Here is a 20,892-nt window from a genome sequence, read left to right on the forward strand (position 1 = left end):
TTCAATAGGTTGCTGTAATGCTGTCTTTTATTTTGTTTACCCAGGCCACTATTAGTGCCTTTTCATCACTGGTCAGCCTGGCATTCTGGTGAAGCAACGTGTATGATGACAGCGGCATGGCGCCATCATTGATACTATTTTCAATCGACCGCAACTTAGTTATTTGCCTTCTGCGTGAGTAAGACCCAAATTCGCTGAAATTAAGTTCCTCTTTTCCTTCTTTAACATGTTTCGCCAGCCACCAGCCGCCGGGCTGTAGATTGGCATACCAGGGATAGCGGGTGTTGTTGCTGTGACAGTCATAACAGGCCACCTCAAGTACCGTCTTTACTTTGAAAGGAACAGAGAACGTTTTTGTTATATCAGTTTGCAAAACCTGCCCGCTTTGATTGCGGGCAGGTCTTATAAATTGAATAAGAATAAAGAGCGTTAAGAATATTAATAACCACCTTCTTGATTTACGCATTTGCATGTTATTTTAATTCTTCCTTAACAGTGCCGCAGGTAGGCATTTCCTTACCAAAATAGGGATTCGAAATTTCCTTTTTTTCACTTATCCAGTCAGCGCCTTTGTTGTTATTGTACATCGGGCAATGATCTACATAAAGCTGTTGGCTGGCGCCGAAAGTTTTCACCAATTCATACATGTCTTTACTTAGCATGTCAAAATGTTCGCGCTGGTGTTTAATATTGCTTCCGTTTTTTCCAATATGCTCTGCATGTTCTTTTGCATCAGCTTCTATGTCTTCATAGGTTTTCTTTTTTTCAGTTGGTAAGGCTGATTTGTCAAGATTTTCAAATGCAGCAACCATTGTATTCCCCGCAGTAGCCGCATCGTTGCCATTATCACTGGCCAGCGCGTTTTTAAGCTGTAAGTACCCACTCACAATATCTTTTACAGGGGAAGCTGACTGCGGTTGAACAGCCGCAGTTTCTGTATTGGCTGCCGGAGCTGATTGGGCCGTGTCGCTGCCACCTGAATTGGCTTGTTTCGAATTGTTATTGCAGGCGGTAAACAATACAATGGCGAATGCTGACGATAAAGCGATGTGTTTCATTTTTCTGATTTATCTAAGTAAATAATGGGTTACAAAATATATTTTACGCATATAGTGTTTGCTCTTTGCCATTGGCAGCATTAAGATTTTTCAGTCAGGTATTTACTTTTAAAAGTTTGGCATTTATAGCTACCACAATCGTACTTGCACTCATTAAAACTGCACCCATTGCCGGACTGAGTATAAATGCCGGATACAATATACCTGCAGCCAGCGGGATGGCTATTACGTTATATCCTACTGCCCAAATTAAGTTCTGTACCATTTTACGGTAAGTAGCCCTGCCAAAAGTAATAATCTGTACTACGTCTTTAGGATCACTGTTCACCAGTATAATATCGGCTGTTTCTGCCGCCACGTCGGTGCCGGAACCAATCGCAATGCCTACATCAGCCTGCGCCAGCGCAGGTGCGTCGTTTACTCCATCGCCGGTCATGGCCACTATTTCCCCTCTGTCCTGAATTTCTTTTACCTTGTTTTGTTTTTCATGCGGCAGAACGTTGGCCATATAACCATCCATATTTAGTTTTTTGGCAACCGCCGCCGCCACGCTTTCATTGTCACCTGTCAATAGAAATGATTTTATATTCATCTGCTTTAACATTGATATAGCTTCAGCAGCCGTTTCACGTATACTGTCTGCCAGCGTAACAATTCCGGCAGGTGTATCGTTGATCAAAATAAAATTGACGGTATCGGTTGACTGATCGACTTGTTCAGGAATAGCAGGCAGATCTTTTCCCTGTAGTTTAAAATAGTTAGGGCCTGCTGCTACTACTTTTTTACCATTAACAGTACCAGTTACGCCCATCCCCTGCATATATTCAAAGCCGGTTGATTTCCATAGCTCCAATTTTTTTTCCTTCAGCTTACGCATAATACCATGCGCTATATGATGTTCAGAGTTCTGCTGTATGGCAGCGGCATATTGAAGTATTTCATCGGCGGTAAACCGGTTATTTAACGGTATGATCTGCTGCACTTCATGTGATCCCCTGGTAAGTGTTCCGGTTTTATCAAAAATAATAGTAGTGATATTACGGGCATTTTCAAAAGCAGTGCGGTTGCGGATCAATAAACCGTGTGTTGCAGACAATGCAGTAGATATGGCTACGACCAAAGGAATGGCAACGCCTAATGCATGTGGACAGGAAGTGACCATTACGGTAACCATTCGTTCCAGTGCAAACGGAAATGTTTTACCGGCGGTCAACCACCATACCAGGGTAATAATTCCAACTGTAATGGAAATAATTGTCAGCCACATGGCTACTTTACCTGCCAGGTTTTGGGTTTTCGATTTTGCTCCCTGAGCAATCTGCACCATATTGATGACCTTGTTTAAATAGCTATCACTGCCGGTTCCGGTAACCTGAATTTTTAACACGCCATTACCGTTTACTGAACCACCGATCACTTTTACATTTTTTTCCTTCAATACCGGAACGCTCTCACCGGTAAGCATACTTTCATTAATGAGGGAGCTGCCTTCCTGTATTATACCATCTGCCGGAATTTTTTCTCCTGGTTTTACAATAATAGTATCGTTGTTCTGTAACTGCTGTAACGGAATATCAATTACTTCGTGATGGCGTTCTACATGCACCGCAGATGGTAACAAGGCTACCAGTGATTCCAATGCCCGGGACGCGGCCATTTGGGAGCGCATTTCGAGCCAGTGACCCAGCAACATAATATCGATCAGGGTTGCCAGTTCCCAAAAGAAGTCCATTCCCGTCAATCCAAAAACTACAGCAACGCTGTATACATAAGCTGTAGTAATGGCTACAGCCACAAGCGTCATCATGCCGGGATTCCCATGTTTGAGTTCCCGCACTAAACCCGCCAGAAATGGCCCGCCGCCGTAGAAAAAGATACAACTGCTTAAGGCAAGCAGTAGATACTTGTCGCCGGTAAAGGTTATCTGAAATCCTATCCATTGCTGTATCATATGCGACAGGAACAACACCGGTATGGTAATGACCAAACATATCCAGAACCGTTTTAGAAAATCTTCCGTGTGATGCCCGGCGTGTTCGTCATGTTCCTTATGACCGGTCATTTTATGTTTCTTACTTTCAGGCTTGTGCACTTCCGTATGATGTTCATGAGCCTGCCCGGTGACTTTTATAGGAGAATGATGACCGTGATGTTCATGATCCATAATTCACTTTTTTGAGGTGATATTTGCCAGGAAAAAAGATATAAGTAGCATTGCTGTGTTTAATACAGGTATAAAAACCAGCGCCTTCTATCAGGGTTTGTAGTAGATATTAAATGCGAAAGGAGCAATAGAGAATATGTATTGGACAATTTCGGGGCGGAGCATGACTTACCGGAAGTTCCTGTTCAACAGGCGGGATAAATGTTCTCGAAAAATCAAAATAAACAGCAGGAACTTCAGCAACCACCTGCATGAACTGGAAGGCGCTATTAGTGGCTTTGTGGTGAGCATTTTCCAGTTTTACTAATTTATGCTCGTCCTTACAGCATTTTTTAGCACAGGTGGTGTTTTTTTTCATTCCACAATTACCACATTTGCCCCCATTCGAATGCCAGAACTTCATAGAAACCAGCTTACCCATGCAATAATGCAGGTGTAAGGTAGCACCGGTTGAAGTGCCCATATAAAGAATGGCTAATATGGTAACCAGGAGCCTTTGCATGCGTGACAAAAGTACGCCCTATTTTTTTTGTTTCTTTTATATAATTTTTTGTATTTGTTATATTTTAGGCTTGTTAATGCGAATCCCGCCACTCTGGAGGAACTGAATAAAACCTTATCTTGAAATACGTTGATGGCAATTATATGAAACAGGCAAATGAATACAATTTTTAATTGCAAGGTTAGTGAGGTAGGTCACTGTTACCAATGTTACGGATATTTTAAATACATAACTGTAGTTAATACATCCCAAATTGCCGTATATTTAAAGGGAAATCATGAATTTTGACTAATATGAAAAAAGTAACAGGCCTTGGCGGCGTGTTTTTTAAATGCGATGACCCGAAAGGCATGAACGAATGGTACGCTAAAAACCTGGGATTGCCTACAAGCGAATACGGAACTACGTTTGAGTGGCGGGAGGTTGATGACCCGTCGAAAAAAGGATCTACGGCCTGGTGTACGTTTCCGCAGGACACGAAATATTTCAACCCGTCGGCTAAGCCATTTATGATCAATTACCGGGTGGAAAACCTGGTTGCGCTTGTGGAGGAACTAAAAAAGAACAACGTGACCATTGTAGATGAAATTACGGAATATGATTATGGCAAATTCGTTCATCTGCTCGATCCGGAAGGTAATATCATTGAGCTTTGGGAACCCAAGGAGGAGTTGGAGGGATAAGTTCGTGCTGTTCTCTATTAATTAATTCGAACCCACTTTACTGGCTTAACATTATTTTGCATATGCCCTTCTAATTGCCGGTGATATTTCCAATTGTATTTTATTTTAAGCGATTCAAATAAGCTGGCCTGCAATATTTTTTCCACCTCCTCCAGTGGGTTAGCGGTTCGTCGTTCTTAATTTGTTTTGCTTTGAGTCAATAGAATTTTCTATGTCAATTTTTGTTATAACCTTTTCAATCTTTTTTGTCAAACTAATGAAGCCATTCCAACCCTTTGCGTTTGTCATGACCGCAATTGTCAAATCTTTTTCTGGCACATAATATACTATTGCAGAGCCACCATCTTGTCGTCCATTGTGTCCAAATTTTATGGTTTCGTTGTCGTTAAACAACATTACACCATAGCCGTACTTTTGTTTTGAAGGTATGGCATCCCGCCAGGTGGAGACAGATTTTAGCGTGTCTTTCATAATGTAGGGCGTGGTCATTTTTTTGATTGTTTCCATGTCTACGAATTTCCCACTTACAAAGCTCATTGCAAAACGAACAAGGTCAGATGATGTTGAAAGGAAACCACCGGCAGGCAAATTTTCGCTAACATCCCGCATATCGGCTCTGCGAATTTCTTTTTTATCCTTTATTAAGTAACCTGATGCCCTTTTAGGGATAATAGCCCAGGCATCATCTTCCACCGTATTTGTCATACCAGCCTTGTCAAAAATTTGATTTTTTATCATTGCTCTATAGCTCAAACCTGATGCTCCTTCAATGATACAACCCAAGACTCTATATCCGTTAGAGGAATATTCCCAGCTACTGCCTGGTTTAAATAACAAACTGTCTTGTTTAAAATTATTGAGAGGGTTTGTCATATCAGTATATCTGGTAAACATACCGAGCAAATCGGGATAACGTCTTTTGTTGATTTCAATAGTGTCAGCTTGGCTTTTTGCTTTTGAAAGTTCTGCATCATAATCCGCATAGTGTCTTATTCCAGATGTATGAGTCAAAATTTGACGGGTTGTAATGTCCCAATTTTTTTGAGGATAATGTTGACAATACCTTTGAATTGGTATATCCAAATCTAATTTAGAATTATTTACGAGCATCATCGTCAAAGTAGATGTCCACCATTTGGCAACAGATGCAGTTCTATATTTGGTTTCAATTGTTGCTTTTATGTTGTTTTCTATATCTGCAAAACCAAATGCGTTTTCGTAAATAATTTTTCCCTTTAAGCCAATTGCAATTTGTAATGAAGGTGTGCCAGTTTCTATTATTTCAGCTCTGGCAATTTTAGAAATACTGTCTTGCCATGATTTTGCCACTTTTTTAAAATTAGTCTGTGCAAATAGTATATTAGTAAAAAGCAAAAATATTAGTCCGAATCTGATTTGTTTACCCATGATTTATTTTTTATCAATTAACTTCTCTAACTGATTTAGGAAATTTTCATCAAATCCTATAAATTTTTCAACAATAATCCCTTCCCTATTGATTAAATAAGAAGTCGGTACAACCTGTACGTCGTAAATTGTTTTTATCCTCCCGTTATCACCTGTTAAATCTGAAACATTTGACCACACAATCTTATCATCTTTACTGGCCCTGACCCAGTCTTTTTGTTCCGTTTTCTATCCCATCAATATGACCTTGAATGGCAAAGCTCTTTTGTTTTATTTTTTGAGCTGCCGAATATAGAAAACACATACCCGAAAGTGTTCCCAATAACAATGTTTTACTAAGCATGAAGGGGTTTTTTAAAATATCGCTAACGAACAGGGTTTGGTACTGTACTGGAATGTATAACGTCCAGATCAGAAGTAAAGCTCAATAAAACTACTGAAGATGAAGATAAAAACAAAACCGAATAGAATTAGTCTGCCGCTGAAACGTTTGGCCGCATCCGGAAGCAAACGATGACGCCTTCATCTTCCCACACTTCTTTCATCAACTTATCACGATCTATCATTTCCTGCTGGGCGTTGGCAAATACATGTAACTGGCCTTACGTTTTCACCAGCAACAGCAGCAGTAGGTAACAAATAAGCTTTAGATCTTCTATCTCCTTTTTCAATAATTCTTTTAGGTAGGCACAAAAAAATAAAGGCTTTAAGTCATTAGATTTGAAGCCTTTTTAGTTTACATTAATGTCACATGCGAACCTCGTAACTTTGCAGCGGGCATATACCACAAATTACTAATCTATATGCTGGTTTTACCAGTATTTTATTTGTTTTTGATATTCTGCTGTGAAATTGTTGAATTGATATGACGATTTTTAGATGTTCACTTCGTGACTTCATTTCTTTGTTGACAGGTTTTTGTAGTATGTTTAATGATTTCAATTCTTTGTTGTCTGGTTTCTACAAACGAATTGTTGATTTTGACAAAAAACTTTCCAGGTTATCTTCTAAAGTTGAACAACATAGTTGCAAGGTTGAATAACAAATGGTCAATACCTGCAAGGGGGTGTTCCAAAATGTAAAACAGGTACGTAAACTCACTAAACAAACTATCAATACCGACAAGTTGATTTGGCGAAGTTGTAAAACAGTTTATTGAAATCGGTCGATCACCTGGTAATGTTGTGTTGCAAACAAATAAAACCGGCAAACCAATGATTGAAACCGGTAAAAGACCGGCCTATAGCGGTAAACCCGTAAGTGAAAATGAACTATGGTCTATGAGAAGTGCATAATTTATTACCAGGCACGTACAATGCCCCGCGCCGGTCCTACATAAATTTTCATATTTAACAAAAACAGACAGCATTAACTCCTTACCCAACTATCAAGCATGTTCCCCGTAAAAGGATATTTTAATTAATAAATTTGATCACTTCAATTTGTTTGCTGTTAGTAGCATTCAAAATTTCAATAAAAGCAATATTTCCTTTGGTAAATTGAACGGCTGGCAATTCAATTATATTGTTGCCGGTTGATATACCGATAATGGAACTTGAATACATAATTCGCCCACTTGCATCCAGCAATCGAATTACTACGTTTTGACCAACAGGGCTGCTGATATTTACTTTTATAATATTCCCTACAGGCGGGTTAGGCCATACATTCACCTTGGTATAGCTTACTGCCGTGCGGCGCAATGAAACCACAGAGCTATATGTAACCCTGTTATCATAATCCACCTCTTTTATCCGGTAGAAAAGTGTTCCGTTTAATGCAGTGATATCATCGCTGTATTTATATGAACGAAGCTGATTGCTGTTAACACGGCCCACTTCTTTCCATTGGATTGTGTCAGTGGTTCTTTCCACTGCAAAATAAGCGACATTGCGTTCTGATGCGGTCGTCCATTTCACATCGGCGAATGTGGTGTTGCTTACATTTCTCGCCGATACACCTACAGACGAAAATAACACCGGCAGCGCAGTTGCATCATCTCCGTATATAATGCCACGCCCGCTGGTACCAATATAAACACGGCCATAAATTTTAGGATCGGCAGTAAATGAACGTACTGCCAGGAAATTATGCGCATCATCATTGATGCGAGCCCACGTACTACCACCGTCAATAGAGCGATAAAAACCGTAAGTGCCCCCTACCCGACCCTGAATATAAATGGCGGGATAGGTAGCGGCACCAGCCGCCATGCCAAATGCTACTTTATAGGCTGCATCCACACCGGTTATTTTTGTAAAGGAAGCGCCACTGTTTACCGAATGATACAAGCCGTTATATCCGCTGGTAAGCCATACATCGCCTTCCACTCCAAACACAGACCGGGTTTGCGCCATCCACAACTCCCAACTTTGTAATAAAGGCAGGCCTGTTGCTCCATCAGAGAAAGAAACGCCGCCGTTGGTACTTACGTGGCAGATGCCCGTAGTAGCGTTATACCCATAAAATTTATTGCTGTTTACTTTATCGCCCGTTACCGCCTGACCGCTGCTGATGCCGGTAGCAGCCGTCCATGTGGTGCCATTGTTGGTAGAGTAAGATACTGCCGCGCCATCGGGCGACCACACAATAGTGGCTGCATTGGCAGATAAAGCAATGCTTCCCCCGCCGGTGGTGCCTGCTGGATAGCTGCCGAATATTGTCCAGCCCGCACCCTGGTTGGTAGAATAAGCGCCGTAATTACCACTGCTGTTGTTGTATGTTCTTACTACGTAGTTTGTATTGGTTTGGCCAACATCGATACTGCCGTTGCTACTATAAGAAGGACTGAACTTTCCGGCTACTGGAGATATATCAACATCTACGTGTCTGAAACCATCATGATCGCCCTCCGCACTTAATAAGGGTACGCCCGATGCCGGACTTGCCAGCGAAAGGCTCACCATTTCTTCCAGGCCTGCATTCTGGAATGTCCAGGAAACCGGTGCAGCAGAAATATTAGTTGTTTGAAACACGCCATAACCGGTAACGAACCACGCTTTTGTATTATCAAAAGGGTCTATTTCAACGTCGGCGATCCAATGCGCTGTGTAGCCGGTGGTGTATGGCGCGGAAGTCTGGTTCCAGGTAGCGGAAGTGAGCAGCGCCGTCCAGGTATTGCCTCCATCGGTACTCCTGAAAATTTCATCGCGCGGCCACCAGCGATCCATAGTACTTACCACTACTGTATTGGCATTGGATGCGTCTACGCTCACGCCCGAAAAGCCGCCCTGGCCTGCCGGAAGCGTCAACGCCGTAAAGGTATTCGTTGATGTAATGAGTTTATATACGGCGCCGGTTGTAATATTACTTGGTCCCGGGTTGTCAGCATAAGTAATATACATAGTACCATTAGATGCCAGTACCCCCTGCAGCGGCATCAGAGTGGTCGGCTGGCCAGGGACAGCGCTCCAGGTAACACCCCCATCTGTGCTTTTATAAAGGTTGGTGCCCGTTTGCATTATGCCTACATAAATGGTTTGTGTAGCGTTGCCGGTTGTGCCTGTGCTTTTATCAAAAAGTACAAACGATACGCCTGCCCCGCTAAATGTAGATACGGGAAAACTGTTTACCTTGCTCCAATTACTGCCATAGTCGGTGCTTTTCCATAGACCATCTTTGCTGGAACCCAGATAAAGTATGCTGCCCAGATTAGGATCAACCGCCAGGCGCTCACCGCTGTTGCGCCCATCTTCATTGCCTCCCAGTTTAATAGTCAGGTTATGTCTCGTCCACGTACTCCCTTTGTCGGTTGATGAAAACACGGCGGCATTACCGGCCCACCAGGCGGTATACAAACCGGTGGCCATATATACCCTGTTTACATCATTAGGATCAGTGGCAATACTTAATACTCCTGAATAATTCTCATCATCCTGGCCCATGAAATCAGTGATGGGAATCCAATTACTGGTAACTGCGTTCCAACGATACGCACCCCCTACATCGGTACGTGCATATAACAGGTCGTTCTGGGAGGGATGAAAAATGAGCCCTGAAACGAAACCACCACCGCCAATTTTTACATTTTTCCAGGTATAAGACTGAGAGAAGGCGTTTGCTGAAATGATCCACGCGGAGGCAAGGAGTAAAATTTTGATTGAATACTTTTTTTCCATTTGCAGGTATTTGTATAAGGATAATTCAGCCTCAACCAAAAATGTATCAAACGGAAACCGGTAGAAACCTGGTTACCAATTGTGTGTTACCGGTATACCTGCCTCAAATTTGAGGCCATAATTACGTAAAACAATGTTGTGAGTATCATTTAAAATCGCTTAATTACCTCTGTTACTTAACGGGTTGCAGTTGTGTAAATGCGTTAATGACTATTATATGAAACAGGCAGGTGACAAAGATTTTATCTCGCAAGATTAATGTTGTGGGTTGGTCACAGCTACCGATGTTATGGATGTTTTTAAGCTGGCCAGTATTTAATTCATAACTGTAGATAATGCAATAGCTGTATATTTAAGGATAATCATGAATTTTTCACTACTATGAAAAAAGTAACGGGCCTGGGCGGCGTGTTTTTTAAATGCGATGACCCGAAAGGTATGAACGATTGGTATGCCAAAAACCTGGGATTGACTACCAGCGAATACGGAGCGACGTTTGAGTGGCGGCAGGCTGAGGATCCGTCGAAAAAAGGATCTACCGCCTGGTGTACGTTTCCGCAGAACACGAAATATTTCAATCCGTCGACTAAGCCTTTTATGATCAATTACCGGGTTGAAAGCCTGGATGCGCTTGTGGAGGAACTAAAAAAGAACAACGTGACCATTGTAGATGAAATTACGGAATATGATTATGGCAAATTCGTTCATCTGCCCGATCCGGAAGGTAATATCATTTAGCTTTGGGAACCCAAGGAGGAGTTGGAGGGCTAGTAACAGGAGTCATGTCATATTCCATCTTGCTTTCTGGCCTCTGATGTCGTAATGCGTAAAATTAGAATATATTCCAATTCCGCCCTCTGACATCATTCCTCTGTCAATTAGTTCCTCAATAATATCTGCTAACTCCCGGGGACGCATGTTGGCAACTGCTATGTCGGCTGCTTTTCCCTGAAGGTGCTGACTCCTTGGGGATGCGCCGCGTAAATTTGAATTATAATCTTCAGTTCTATAGCCACTCGTGATATGAATGGGTTCTCCTATGTAATCGCGAAGTACCTGCAGGTTTTCTGCAAGTAGCTGTACGTTGTCTTGTAAATAACCCGGAACTTCTGTGCCATCGTGACAATTAAATTCCTCCAGTTTGAAATTTGGTGTTAGATGCATAGTGTTGGTTTTTGTAGTTTCCATTAACGTGTCCTTCAATAATTTTAAGCGGGAACGGTAGATACGTTTAACAAAAAGTAGGAATGGTAATTTGGAAATTCAAGATTACAAAGATCTGATGTAATAAAATCGGGTGTTTTTCATGTATTTTAATTGGTTTTTTTAGCTTAAATAGATTGATAGGATGCAAAAGCATCTACTAAAACCTTACTTTGTGAACTAACTGTAATTATGAATACTTTGGATTTAAATCGTTGCTTAATAATTTTGAAAGAGCAGCCTGGATGGTTTCAAAAAGAAAATGTTACTGCAAAACTGAATGCCCTTGACAGTATAAAGGAACTTGGAAAGCCAGGTGCCATTAGCCAGCTTTTTCCTTTCTTAAAAAGCGATAACCATCTTATCCGCGCAAAAACTGCGGAAACGATCTTGTTTCTTTTCAGCAAATTAAAATTCGTAACCGAGTATACTGAATGCCTTAAGCATATTAACCTCGCCGAGAGTGATCTTAATTTTTATAACCATCGTTTTAACATGTCAACCTATTCACAATTGTTGCGAATAGCCAGTGTAAATAAAAGTGGGTTTGTGCGGGAAAAGGCTGTCCGGGAAATTATTAAAACCAGGGATATTGAATCATTAAAGTTTATTCTGTTCAGGTTAGGTGATTGGGTAGAACCTGTGCGACATACAGCGACCGGCGCGTTACGATCATTTATGAAACCGGAATACATTTCGGATTTTTTAAATGAAATTTCAACCATCGAGTGGCTTTTGATTGTTGAACGGGTTGACTTAAGGGTGATCCAACGTGAGATCATTGAGTTCATGTTAAGCCAGGAATTTTCAGAAGATTTTTTTAATCAAATAAATATTCTGAATAACAGAGCAAGGTATTGGATATTCAGGAACCTGCTACAAAAGAACCATGATCCGGTTTATGCAACTTATATTTATAGATTCATTCAGGATAAAAACTTTTTAATACGGTTAGAGATATTAAAACAATTGGCTTCTTTTGATGAATCAGTACAAAGGCAAATCATTAAAAATTATTTACAAGACCAATCGCCGGCCGTAAGGGTAAGTGCATTATATGCATCCAAAAAGTTTGCTCCCGAATTTGATGATACAATAGTTACGATGTTATCAGATAACTCTATTTCTGTTCGCGATCTGTGCAGGCGGTTATTGCAATCTAAAGGGTTTGATTTTGCCGGAGTTTACAGAGACCGTATCAGTAAAATGGAATATTTGGAAGGAAGTTTCATGGGATTGTCAGAAATGGCCCGGGAAACAGATCTGGAATTATTTGAGCAGCATATTTATTCAAATAAAGCTAAAATTGTGGTAGCCAGCCTCGCTGCTATTAATAAAATAGATCAACAAAAGGCCGCCAGTTATTCGTTTGACCTGCTCGCCCATTCTAATAATAAAGTCCGGAACTTGGCCATTGAAATAGTATCAAAAAACTTTGACAGAAGCGCGCTGCAAAGGGTACGGGAAATTTATGCAAATGGAGAGAAGGAACTTAAGGAACTACTTTTGCGGTTGTTTGATAAAGTGGGAAGTTGGGTAGCCGTCTATAATTTTTTACTGGCTGTTACTGACAAGAATGAAGATATTCAAAAACTGGGGTGGAGGTGTCTGGAAAAATGGAAGGCAAAGACTGTCAGGTTATTTACTTCACCGCCAAGGGAAGAAGTGGAAAGAGTAAACCAACAATTTAAGGAAATTGAACAGCGGAATTTCGGGTATCATCAAAAGTGGTTTTTGCAGGAGATACAATCCTATTTCAAATAGTTTGGGAAATTGTGAGATGTTGGGAGGCTTGATATGTTAATGCTGGCGAAACTCTTCAAAGATGTGATGGCCGATAACAAGGAATTTGTTAACGTCTTGACAGACGTGACCGGTCAGTACAACAGAGTAATAATGGTAAGCAAATTTGATAGTTTGTCAGCTTTTGACAAAAGCTGGGAAGAGATGGGTAAGGCTTTCGTTTTATTTTCATTCACTTTACAGGATCTCTATATATCCTTCTGTTCCATGCACGCGAATCCGTTGCCCATCTTTTATCAGTTTAGTGGCATTTTCTACCCCCACCACTGCTGGTAAGCCGTATTCCCGCGCAATAACTGCTCCATGGGTCATTAGTCCACCCACTTCGGTTACCAGGCCTTTAATGGATACAAACAGGGGTGTCCAGCTTGGGTCAGTAAAGGTGGTAACCAATATATCTCCTGCTTCCAGATCAGCATCTTCCATGTTCAGGATCACCCGTGCGCGTCCTTCTATAATGCCCGATGATACAGCCAGGCCTACAATAGCTTCGGCTGGCAGATCTTCCCGGTTATACTTACCTGCAATGATTTCACCATCAGACGTGATAACACGTGGTGGCGTTAGTTTTTCATATATTTTGTATTCCTCTTTTCGTTGGCTGATGACCTGGTAATCCAGTTCATTTGTACGAACGACTTCGCGAAGTTCTTCGAAACAGAGATAGTATATGTCTTCTTTTTCATGAATAATGTGGGCTTGTACGAGCTGTTCTGCTTCTTTCAGTAAAGCCTGCTTATAGATAAAGTAGCAATTGACCATGGCGTATTTGGGATATTCACGATAACCGGCAAAATTCCGAACGAGATCGATCATGCGTTTTGTTGCTGAGGCCTTTTGTTCTCCATCTGGTAACTGCCTCAAGCTATGCAATAGCTCCTGTTCTTTTTTCAAGGCTTCCTGTTGCCCCTGCTCAAATTTCCGCTTGCCGGCGCCCCGCTCAAAGTTTTTGAGATGACTGAGGATCATGGGGACAAGTGTAGTTGGTTTTTCGCTCCAACGGGTCCTGGTAATATCGATTTCTCCCGCACACCGCATGCCGTATTTATTAAGATAAGCTGAGATGGCGTCCCGGGTTTCCTCTCCCCCATCCAACTTCGCCAGTTCATCAAAAAAGCTCTCATCTTTATCGAACTGGGTTCTAGATAAATATTCAATTACTTCCGGGTAAGGACGGGCCACATCTGTTACATCCAATAACTCCAGGCCCATTTCCGAAGTAATGTTATTGGGCGCAGATTGAGCAAGCGTGTCTGCTACATTTTTTTCACCCAACCACTCTTGTATTTTTTCATTGATCCAGGCTGCAGCATTCATAGAAGTCATGATCACGCCAAAACTTTGTGGATCAGATAATCGCTTCTTTAATTGCTGAATATCTTCCAGGATAAAATCAAATAAGGCTGTTCCTGATTTGGTTTGAATGTTTTGTTTTAGCGCTTCTATCGATGCTTGACTATTCCTGATCAGATCAGCAACTATTGCCGGATCGTAATCTTTTAGTATTTGATAATCCGCAGGCGCCTTGCCCTTAATGAGGCTTTGGTCGTTTTTGTCGTCTGGTATCGATTTTATAAAGTCCCTATCTATGATGGTAGTCAATGCGTCTTTTATAAGCGGGTCAAATTTTCCCAGCCTATTAACTACATTTTCCCTGTTGGCAGGGGAAGCCAGCATTTGTGTAACATCAACAAACAACCTTCCGCCGGCTGTACGCATAAACGCAGGGGTGGTTAACAGCCAGAAAGCCAATCCCAATGGTTTCATGGCATCAGTCATCATTTGTTGATGACCGACAGATAAATAAACGTGATTTTCGGGATCATTTGCTACAGGAACCGGGTATAAAGTAGTGATCGGCCGGCTCTGTACAATATAAAATGTATCATCAGCCAGGCACCATTCAATGTCCTGTGGTCGGCCAAAATGTGCTTCGATCTTTCTACCGATGTGCTCAAGCTGCAAGATCTGCTCATCCGTCAACGTTTGTTTTTGCTGCTGCTCTTGCTCAATTTCCTGTTCTTTTGTACCGCCCTCTTTCTGGGCATAAATAGCCAGCTTCTTGGCTGATATCTTCTTATCGATGATCCTGCCATTTCTTACTTTATAAATATCAGGATTCACCAGGCCGGCAACCAGGGCCTCACCCAGTCCGAAACTGGCATCAATGGATGCCAGTTTCCTGTTAGAAGTGACGGGGTCTGCAGTAAACAATATGCCTGCCGCCTGCGGGAAGACCATCTTCTGAACAACTACCGACAAATAAACTTTACGATGGTTGAAACCGTTTTGAATGCGGTAAATCACTGCCCTTTCGGTAAAGAGCGATGCCCAGCATTGGCTGATATATTGCAGGATGGCTTCCTTCCCTATAATGTTCAAATACGTATCCTGCTGGCCTGCAAAAGAGGCCGTGGGAAGGTCCTCCGCTGTGGCGCTGGAACGAACGGCATAAGCATTTGTTAATCCCAATTGTTCAAGATGACTGGTTATTTCCTGTTCGACGCCTTTCGGGATCGCTGTTTCTTCGATCGCCTTTCTGATGGCTGCACTGGTTTCGCTTATCTCTTTCCTGTTATCTGCTTTTAGTTTCGCCAACTGATCCAACAGCGAATTAAGCGCCGGGTTATTGGCAATAATTGCTTTATATACTTCCGTAGTAACGCAAAAACCTTCGGGCACCTGTATCCCATCGATCCTGAAAAGTTCTCCCAGGTTGGCGCCTTTACCCCCGACCAATGTCCCGATAGCTATCGGTATCTTATTGATTTCCTTAAGACCAAGTATATAAGCAGGCTTTCTCATATGATTTTCTTTTTGCGATTATTTCTTGTTGAGTTTACTTGTTGTATCATTCATTATTTCAATTGCTTTTGAAAAGTAAGTCTCAATGATCTTGCGTTCCCTGGTTGAAAATGAGGCAATCAATTTTTCCGACTTCTTCCGGAATTCTTTATAAAGCGGTACAAAAAGTGTCATTATTTTTTTCGTGTCAGGTTCAATGATCACCTTCCGCCTGTCGTCTTCAGCAAATTTTCTTTTCACCAGTTTTTTCTTTTCAAATCTGTCTATTAAACCGGTAACTGCGCCTGTGGTTAAACCTGTTAATGTAGAAAGCTCCCCTGCTGTCATTTGCCCTTTTTCTATTAAAAACCCTAAGTATTTATGGTCGGTTCCTGAAAGCCCTGCCTTCCGGGCAATGGCTTCGTGCATTTGAATAGAAGTGAATGCATATAGCTGGCTCAGTTTTCTTGTTTGCCTGGTTACGTCGTTCTCCATTTTATATCTTATTAGGTAAATATCTTAGTTACTAAGATAATATAATTTTCAGCGGCACCCAAATAAATTTGACCAGTTCGAAATAGTTTAACCGACGGAATGTGTTCTTGCTGCGGAGGATAAATAACTGTAATGCGTAACGCCTTAATGCTATACGCCGGGTTGTAGTTGTGGCGCCGGAGCAAAATGCCTGCTCTCCTGCCTGTGCAACATATATACATATAGCCAAAGCAGGTAATACAATGGAAGTTCCTCGAATTCAGAAATATTGCCTTCCAGCGCCCTGTTGGTGTGGTGCGACAGCGCGTAAAAGATGCCAGCCACTTGTGAAATGATCAGAAAAGCCAGTACCGTTAGTTGCAAACGGATATCTGCCACAAAATGCACCAGCCACGATGGCAGCCCGGATGATGAAAAATAAGGAAGAATGATAACGAAAATGGCAATGAGAATATAAAAGACAAGCCTTATCTGGTTGTTGACATCAGGCAAATTATGGATGTTATGATTAATGCTGCGTTGCCCGGCATCGGCATCATTTAAGTAATTGAGATAATGATGTCCGTAATCGATCTCTTCCAGTAAAACAAAAACCGCCGTGAAAAAGATCAGCAGGTGAACAATCCTTAGCCATTTGCTATGGGGTATTATTAATAACCGAAATGCCATATAAATAGTGCATAACAGTATAGCATTCTGGGTGTTTTCAACTAAACCAAACTCGCGATTGTAGGAAGAGGCCGACAGTTCCTGCAGCCAGTGAGGCCCCTGAAAATAGCAGACCATCAAAATAAAGGATAAAATTATCGGGAAGCCCCAATACAGGAGATGATCTCGCGAACTCATTGATTTCAATGACCTGGTTATGGTTTTCCATTTGTTCATATGTTTTTATGACCGGAGAATGAGATCAGCTACTGGAATAGATGTAAAATCTGTGCCACCGTTTGCGGGACATTTGTATTTCGCCTCAGGAAAAGGTGTATATATGCACCTTCAATGGCAATAATGATAAGCTGATCGAAATTAACGGGTAATACCTTGTAGAAGCTATATTGAAACTGCCTCAAAAAATAAGATCACTCCTATTTTTTGAGGCAGCTATTTAAATCATTAATTACTCAACCCAGAACAAGAGTGATACTTCAATAAATCCATCCGGTCCAACCTGGCTGGGGGTCAGGGTCACTGTCTTTGGTACAGCACCTTCCCAGGGGCCGGGATATGCGCCGAAAGTATACGTACCGGCAGGCAATCCTTCAAATTCATAGCCTTCCCGGTCGGTAGCGTCATAATATACGCCGGTGGCCTCATTACGGGCCCAGCCGCCGCGCAACATTAGGGGGCCGGTAACAGGGCTTCCATCGGAATGTACCAGTTTGATGCGTACATTGTAGGTAGTGGTAATGTTGTTTTGCTGAAAATGCTTTACCCAAAGGGTACGGGCAGGTGTAGCCGCATAAGTCTGAGTTACAACTAACAGTGTCAGAACACTGAATAAGAGTGTTTTTCTCATGGATAAATCGGTTTTTTTGATTAGGCGTCGAATTTAGTGATATTATCCTGTAACATCAAACAATATACGATCACCAAATCCTGAAACTAATGATGCGGCGCGATCTGCAATTTTTTCTTCCAGAAAATATAAGACAAAATACCAGGCACAAACCAAACCAGCATGAAAAGCATCATGGGGTCAAAAGTTTTGGATACGGCAATACCGGCATATACAGCGCCCAAAAGGTCAAAGAACAACCCGGCATACGCCCATTCTTTTGTTGTTTTTAGTGCGGGTATTAAAATTGCAATGGAGCCTATCAGCTTGGCATAGCCTGTGAATGGAATAAAATATACCGGAAAACCAAGATAATCATGTATCAGCTTCTTCGCATCATCGTTTACAAGTATGCTGCCATAAGCAGAAAATAGCATGAGTGCTGCAAACAAAATGGTAAACACCCAGTAAAGAATGTTGATAGTTTTCGGTTGCATAATCGTTAGTTTGGTTAATATTTTAATTTGTCCTTATTCGTCAAAACTTGATCTGCAGTTTTTGCGAAACAAGATTGTTGTCTTTATAGTACTCGTACATCCACTCTTCATTCTTCTTGAACACAACGCCGTTCAACCCACCGTTTTCAGCTATAAAATAATCGGGCATGGAAGTTTTAAGCAGCGTCAATACTTTTTTGGGTGTGGTATCTATCAACTGATAACCATTGGTAGTAGCCTGTGCATATAAGATGCCGGTGATGTCGGTAACAGCGGCCGGTGTTGGAGCGGGCGCCGCAGCCGGAGCTGCCGGGGCCACAGTAGCTTGTTGCGGTTGCATAACCGTGGTGCTGTCATAATTATACGGCGTACTTTTCAGTGTTGAGAATGCATCTCTTAAAGCCTCATTGTACGCCGCCGGCCATTCTTTCTCCCTGCTTTTACCTTCCTTGCTTTTGAAAATGACATTGCCCTGGCAGTCTTTCAACAGCAGGGTTAAGCTGGTGACGAAGAACCCTTTTTTCTCTGTCAGTTCGGCTTTGAGTGCATTGCACTTGTTGGCAGCTAATGGCGGTGGCAATTGCTCGTTACCCATAACCACTGTAAATCCCTTGTCTTCCAGCAGTAATTTGGTTGTAGTGTTCAGCCCATACTGGTTATCTGTCTTGAAGAAATCGAACCTTTCGGGCACTAATACATATTTGTAATTATTGATGGTGTTTTGTGCATGCGTAGCAACGGTAAGAAGTACCGTAATAAATAAGGCAAGTGCTTTCATATTAAATCTTGTTTCAAATTGTAACGAAAATATACAAACATTTTAGGTGTGTAAGGTCGCCAACTTCAAACCCTACAATTATATTCCTTTGAATAACTAATTATTTAGTTATATTTGACTAAATAATTAGTTATGGGGTATACAGGCATGTCCTGCAGGATTTTTATTGTTCTCCTGGCTTTGCTAATGCTTGCGGCGGTAAATGCTTTGGCACAATCTGAACCACCAAATACGCCTACAAGGCAAGACTCATTAAAAGGTGCCGCCAACCTGGCCACCCGAACCTGGTGGAACGTATTGCATTATAACCTAACTATTCAACCGGATTATTTACACAAAAGCATTTCAGGCAAAAATGTAATCAGGTATAAAGTCCTTTCGGCACATCCCTCGCCTACCATGCAAATTGATCTGAGATTGCCATTGCAGATCGATAGTATTCTTTTCAGCAATCAAAAACTACCGTTCCGCAATGAGGGCGATGCCTGGTTTGTTGAATTGCCAGGCCACAAAAAACATGCTATTCAGGATATTACTGTGTACTATTCAGGACAGCCTAAAGAATCGAAAAAGGCGCCCTGGGATGGAGGATTCGTATGGAGTTATGATTCCCTGCAACGCCCCTGGATCTCTGTTGCCTGCCAGTTGATCGGAGCAAGCGTATGGTATCCCTGTAAAGTTCATTTGGGCGATGAGCCCGATAGCGGCATGTCTGTATCCGTGATCGTTCCCGATTCGCTGGTGGCCGTATCAAACGGGCGTTTGCAAGATATAATGCAAAACAAGGACGGTACCTCTACCTACAGGTGGTCTGTTGTAAACCCTATTAATAATTATGGGGCTACACTGTATATTGGTAAATACGTGCATATTCCTTCTTCTTTTGAAGGAGAAAAAGGAAATCTGGATGTTGATTTTTGGGTATTGGATTATAACAAACCCAAAGCTGCAGGCTATTTGCACTATGAAGTAGGCAGAACCCTAAAGGCTTTGGAATATTGGTTTGGCCCGTATCCATTCTATGAGGATGGTTTTAAAATGGTGGAGGCGCCCTATATTGGAATGGAGCATCAAAGTGCCGTTGCGTATGGTAATCAATTTACCAATGGCAGGAACGGGTTTAAAAATCTATCCTATTGGGATAAACGGGTTGACCGTTTGATCGTTCACGAAAGTGCACATGAGTGGTTTGGGAACAGTATTACTGCAAGTGACCCGGCAGATACCTGGCTACAGGAAGGATTTACAGGGTATGCTGAAGAATTGGCTATGAGAAGCTTTTATGGAGAACAAGCTTCGCGGGAATTTTTTATTGCAAGAAGCGCTAAAGGCACCGGGGATAAAAATCCTGTTATTTCACGCTACGGAATATTTGCAAATGCAGGAGACGATATGTATTTGAAAGGATGGATCCTTATTCACATGATCAAAACAATCATTAATAATGATCCCGTATTCGAAAAAATATTAAAAGATATGAATCGCCGCTTTTACCACCAGGTGGTCACTTCAAAGCAGATAGAAGATTATATAAGCAAGGTGGCAAAAATGAACCTTTCTAAAGTTTTTGATCAGTACTTACGTACGCCGCAGGTGCCGGTGTTTGAATATAAAGTTTTCGACAACCAGTTTCATTACCGGTTCAGCAATTGCCTGCCTGATTTTACAATGCCCATAAAAACAAGCCTTACTAAAGAAAAATGGATCCATCCAACAAGCTCGTGGCAGAAAATGAAGGTGAACGGCGTTTCTTCGCAAGATAGCTTAATTATTGAAAAAGATTTTTATGTGAAGGTTAAAAAGGTTGGGTAACGATCATCAGTCACATGTAAATATGCTTAACTTAAAAGCCCCGTAAAATTTGCTTTACTGGGCTTTATTATTGGTGCGTCGTTCTATTTATCG

At 41.7% G+C, this 20,892-nt stretch carries 18 protein-coding genes; 4 read left to right on the plus strand and 14 right to left on the minus strand.

Annotated elements, in window-relative coordinates:
* Position 1 precedes the first annotated feature (1 nt).
* The 4 genes from FAM09_RS15755 to FAM09_RS15770 all read right to left on the minus strand — a co-directional run bounded on the left by FAM09_RS15755 (position 2) and on the right by FAM09_RS15770 (position 3,724).
* On the minus strand, positions 2-466 hold the full coding sequence (locus FAM09_RS15755) for a heme-binding domain-containing protein (protein WP_136578092.1): 465 nt from the start codon (positions 464-466) through the stop codon (positions 2-4).
* 7 nt (positions 467-473) lie between these two features.
* Positions 474-1,058 (minus strand): DUF3347 domain-containing protein, encoded by a 585-nt coding sequence (locus tag FAM09_RS15760; RefSeq protein WP_136578093.1) that lies wholly within the window; start codon positions 1,056-1,058, stop codon positions 474-476.
* Positions 1,059-1,152: 94 nt separating this feature from the next.
* The gene (locus tag FAM09_RS15765) at positions 1,153-3,222 is read right to left on the minus strand and encodes a copper-translocating P-type ATPase (RefSeq protein WP_136578094.1); all 2,070 of its coding nucleotides are present in this window, start codon (positions 3,220-3,222) and stop codon (positions 1,153-1,155) included.
* Between the two features lie 109 nt (positions 3,223-3,331).
* Positions 3,332-3,724, minus strand: coding sequence for an HYC_CC_PP family protein (locus tag FAM09_RS15770; RefSeq protein ID WP_136578095.1), 393 nt, complete (start codon positions 3,722-3,724; stop codon positions 3,332-3,334).
* Positions 3,725-4,017: 293 nt separating this feature from the next.
* Here FAM09_RS15770 and FAM09_RS31245 point away from each other — a divergent pair, with 293 nt between their 5' ends.
* Positions 4,018-4,407: a VOC family protein gene (locus FAM09_RS31245; protein WP_136578096.1), complete on the plus strand. Its 390-nt coding sequence runs from the start codon at positions 4,018-4,020 to the stop codon at positions 4,405-4,407.
* A 159-nt stretch (positions 4,408-4,566) separates the two neighbouring features.
* On the opposite strand, the gene FAM09_RS15780 is transcribed toward FAM09_RS31245, so the two are convergent.
* From FAM09_RS15780 to FAM09_RS15785, 3 genes are all read right to left on the minus strand, one after another.
* Complete coding sequence (locus FAM09_RS15780; RefSeq protein WP_136578097.1) at positions 4,567-5,814, minus strand: serine hydrolase domain-containing protein; 1,248 nt, start codon at positions 5,812-5,814, stop codon at positions 4,567-4,569.
* A gap of 193 nt (positions 5,815-6,007) precedes the next feature.
* Positions 6,008-6,157: a hypothetical protein gene (locus FAM09_RS30705; RefSeq protein ID WP_153825455.1), complete on the minus strand. Its 150-nt coding sequence runs from the start codon at positions 6,155-6,157 to the stop codon at positions 6,008-6,010.
* Between the two features lie 1,072 nt (positions 6,158-7,229).
* Entirely contained in the window at positions 7,230-9,932 is a 2,703-nt protein-coding gene (locus tag FAM09_RS15785) for a sialidase family protein (RefSeq protein ID WP_136578098.1), read from the minus strand.
* A 381-nt stretch (positions 9,933-10,313) separates the two neighbouring features.
* On the opposite strand from FAM09_RS15785, the gene FAM09_RS31250 reads away from it, so the two are divergent.
* On the plus strand, positions 10,314-10,670 hold the full coding sequence (locus FAM09_RS31250) for a VOC family protein (RefSeq protein WP_136578099.1): 357 nt from the start codon (positions 10,314-10,316) through the stop codon (positions 10,668-10,670).
* A gap of 42 nt (positions 10,671-10,712) precedes the next feature.
* On the opposite strand, the gene FAM09_RS15795 is transcribed toward FAM09_RS31250, so the two are convergent.
* Complete coding sequence (locus FAM09_RS15795) at positions 10,713-11,096, minus strand: YcbK family protein (RefSeq protein ID WP_136578100.1); 384 nt, start codon at positions 11,094-11,096, stop codon at positions 10,713-10,715.
* Between the two features lie 534 nt (positions 11,097-11,630).
* Here FAM09_RS15795 and FAM09_RS15800 point away from each other — a divergent pair.
* Entirely contained in the window at positions 11,631-12,899 is a 1,269-nt protein-coding gene (locus tag FAM09_RS15800) for a HEAT repeat domain-containing protein (protein WP_136578101.1), read from the plus strand.
* A 216-nt stretch (positions 12,900-13,115) separates the two neighbouring features.
* Here FAM09_RS15800 and ppsA read toward each other — a convergent pair whose 3' ends face one another.
* The 6 genes from ppsA to FAM09_RS15835 form a co-directional block, all read right to left on the minus strand.
* Positions 13,116-15,743 carry a phosphoenolpyruvate synthase gene (ppsA, locus tag FAM09_RS15810; RefSeq protein ID WP_136578103.1) on the minus strand — a complete coding sequence of 876 codons (2,628 nt, stop codon included), beginning with the start codon at positions 15,741-15,743 and terminating at the stop codon, positions 13,116-13,118.
* An 18-nt stretch (positions 15,744-15,761) separates the two neighbouring features.
* On the minus strand, positions 15,762-16,217 hold the full coding sequence (locus tag FAM09_RS15815) for a MarR family winged helix-turn-helix transcriptional regulator (RefSeq protein ID WP_136578104.1): 456 nt from the start codon (positions 16,215-16,217) through the stop codon (positions 15,762-15,764).
* Between the two features lie 150 nt (positions 16,218-16,367).
* Positions 16,368-17,003, minus strand: coding sequence for a hypothetical protein (locus FAM09_RS15820; protein ID WP_136578105.1), 636 nt, complete (start codon positions 17,001-17,003; stop codon positions 16,368-16,370).
* A gap of 331 nt (positions 17,004-17,334) precedes the next feature.
* The gene (locus FAM09_RS15825) at positions 17,335-17,733 is read right to left on the minus strand and encodes a hypothetical protein (protein ID WP_136578106.1); all 399 of its coding nucleotides are present in this window, start codon (positions 17,731-17,733) and stop codon (positions 17,335-17,337) included.
* 86 nt (positions 17,734-17,819) lie between these two features.
* A complete protein-coding gene (locus tag FAM09_RS15830) occupies positions 17,820-18,209 on the minus strand; it encodes a DoxX family protein (RefSeq protein WP_136578107.1) in 390 nt (129 codons plus the stop codon).
* A gap of 40 nt (positions 18,210-18,249) precedes the next feature.
* Positions 18,250-18,987, minus strand: a complete 738-nt coding sequence (locus FAM09_RS15835; RefSeq protein WP_136578108.1) for a hypothetical protein — start codon at positions 18,985-18,987, stop codon at positions 18,250-18,252.
* Positions 18,988-19,194: 207 nt separating this feature from the next.
* Between FAM09_RS15835 and FAM09_RS15840 the strand changes: the two genes are divergently transcribed.
* Entirely contained in the window at positions 19,195-20,799 is a 1,605-nt protein-coding gene (locus tag FAM09_RS15840; protein ID WP_208025578.1) for a M1 family metallopeptidase, read from the plus strand.
* Positions 20,800-20,892 lie beyond the last annotated feature (93 nt).

Origin of the sequence: Niastella caeni (genome assembly GCF_004834005.1) — a bacterium.
GTDB lineage: Bacteria > Bacteroidota > Bacteroidia > Chitinophagales > Chitinophagaceae > Niastella > Niastella caeni.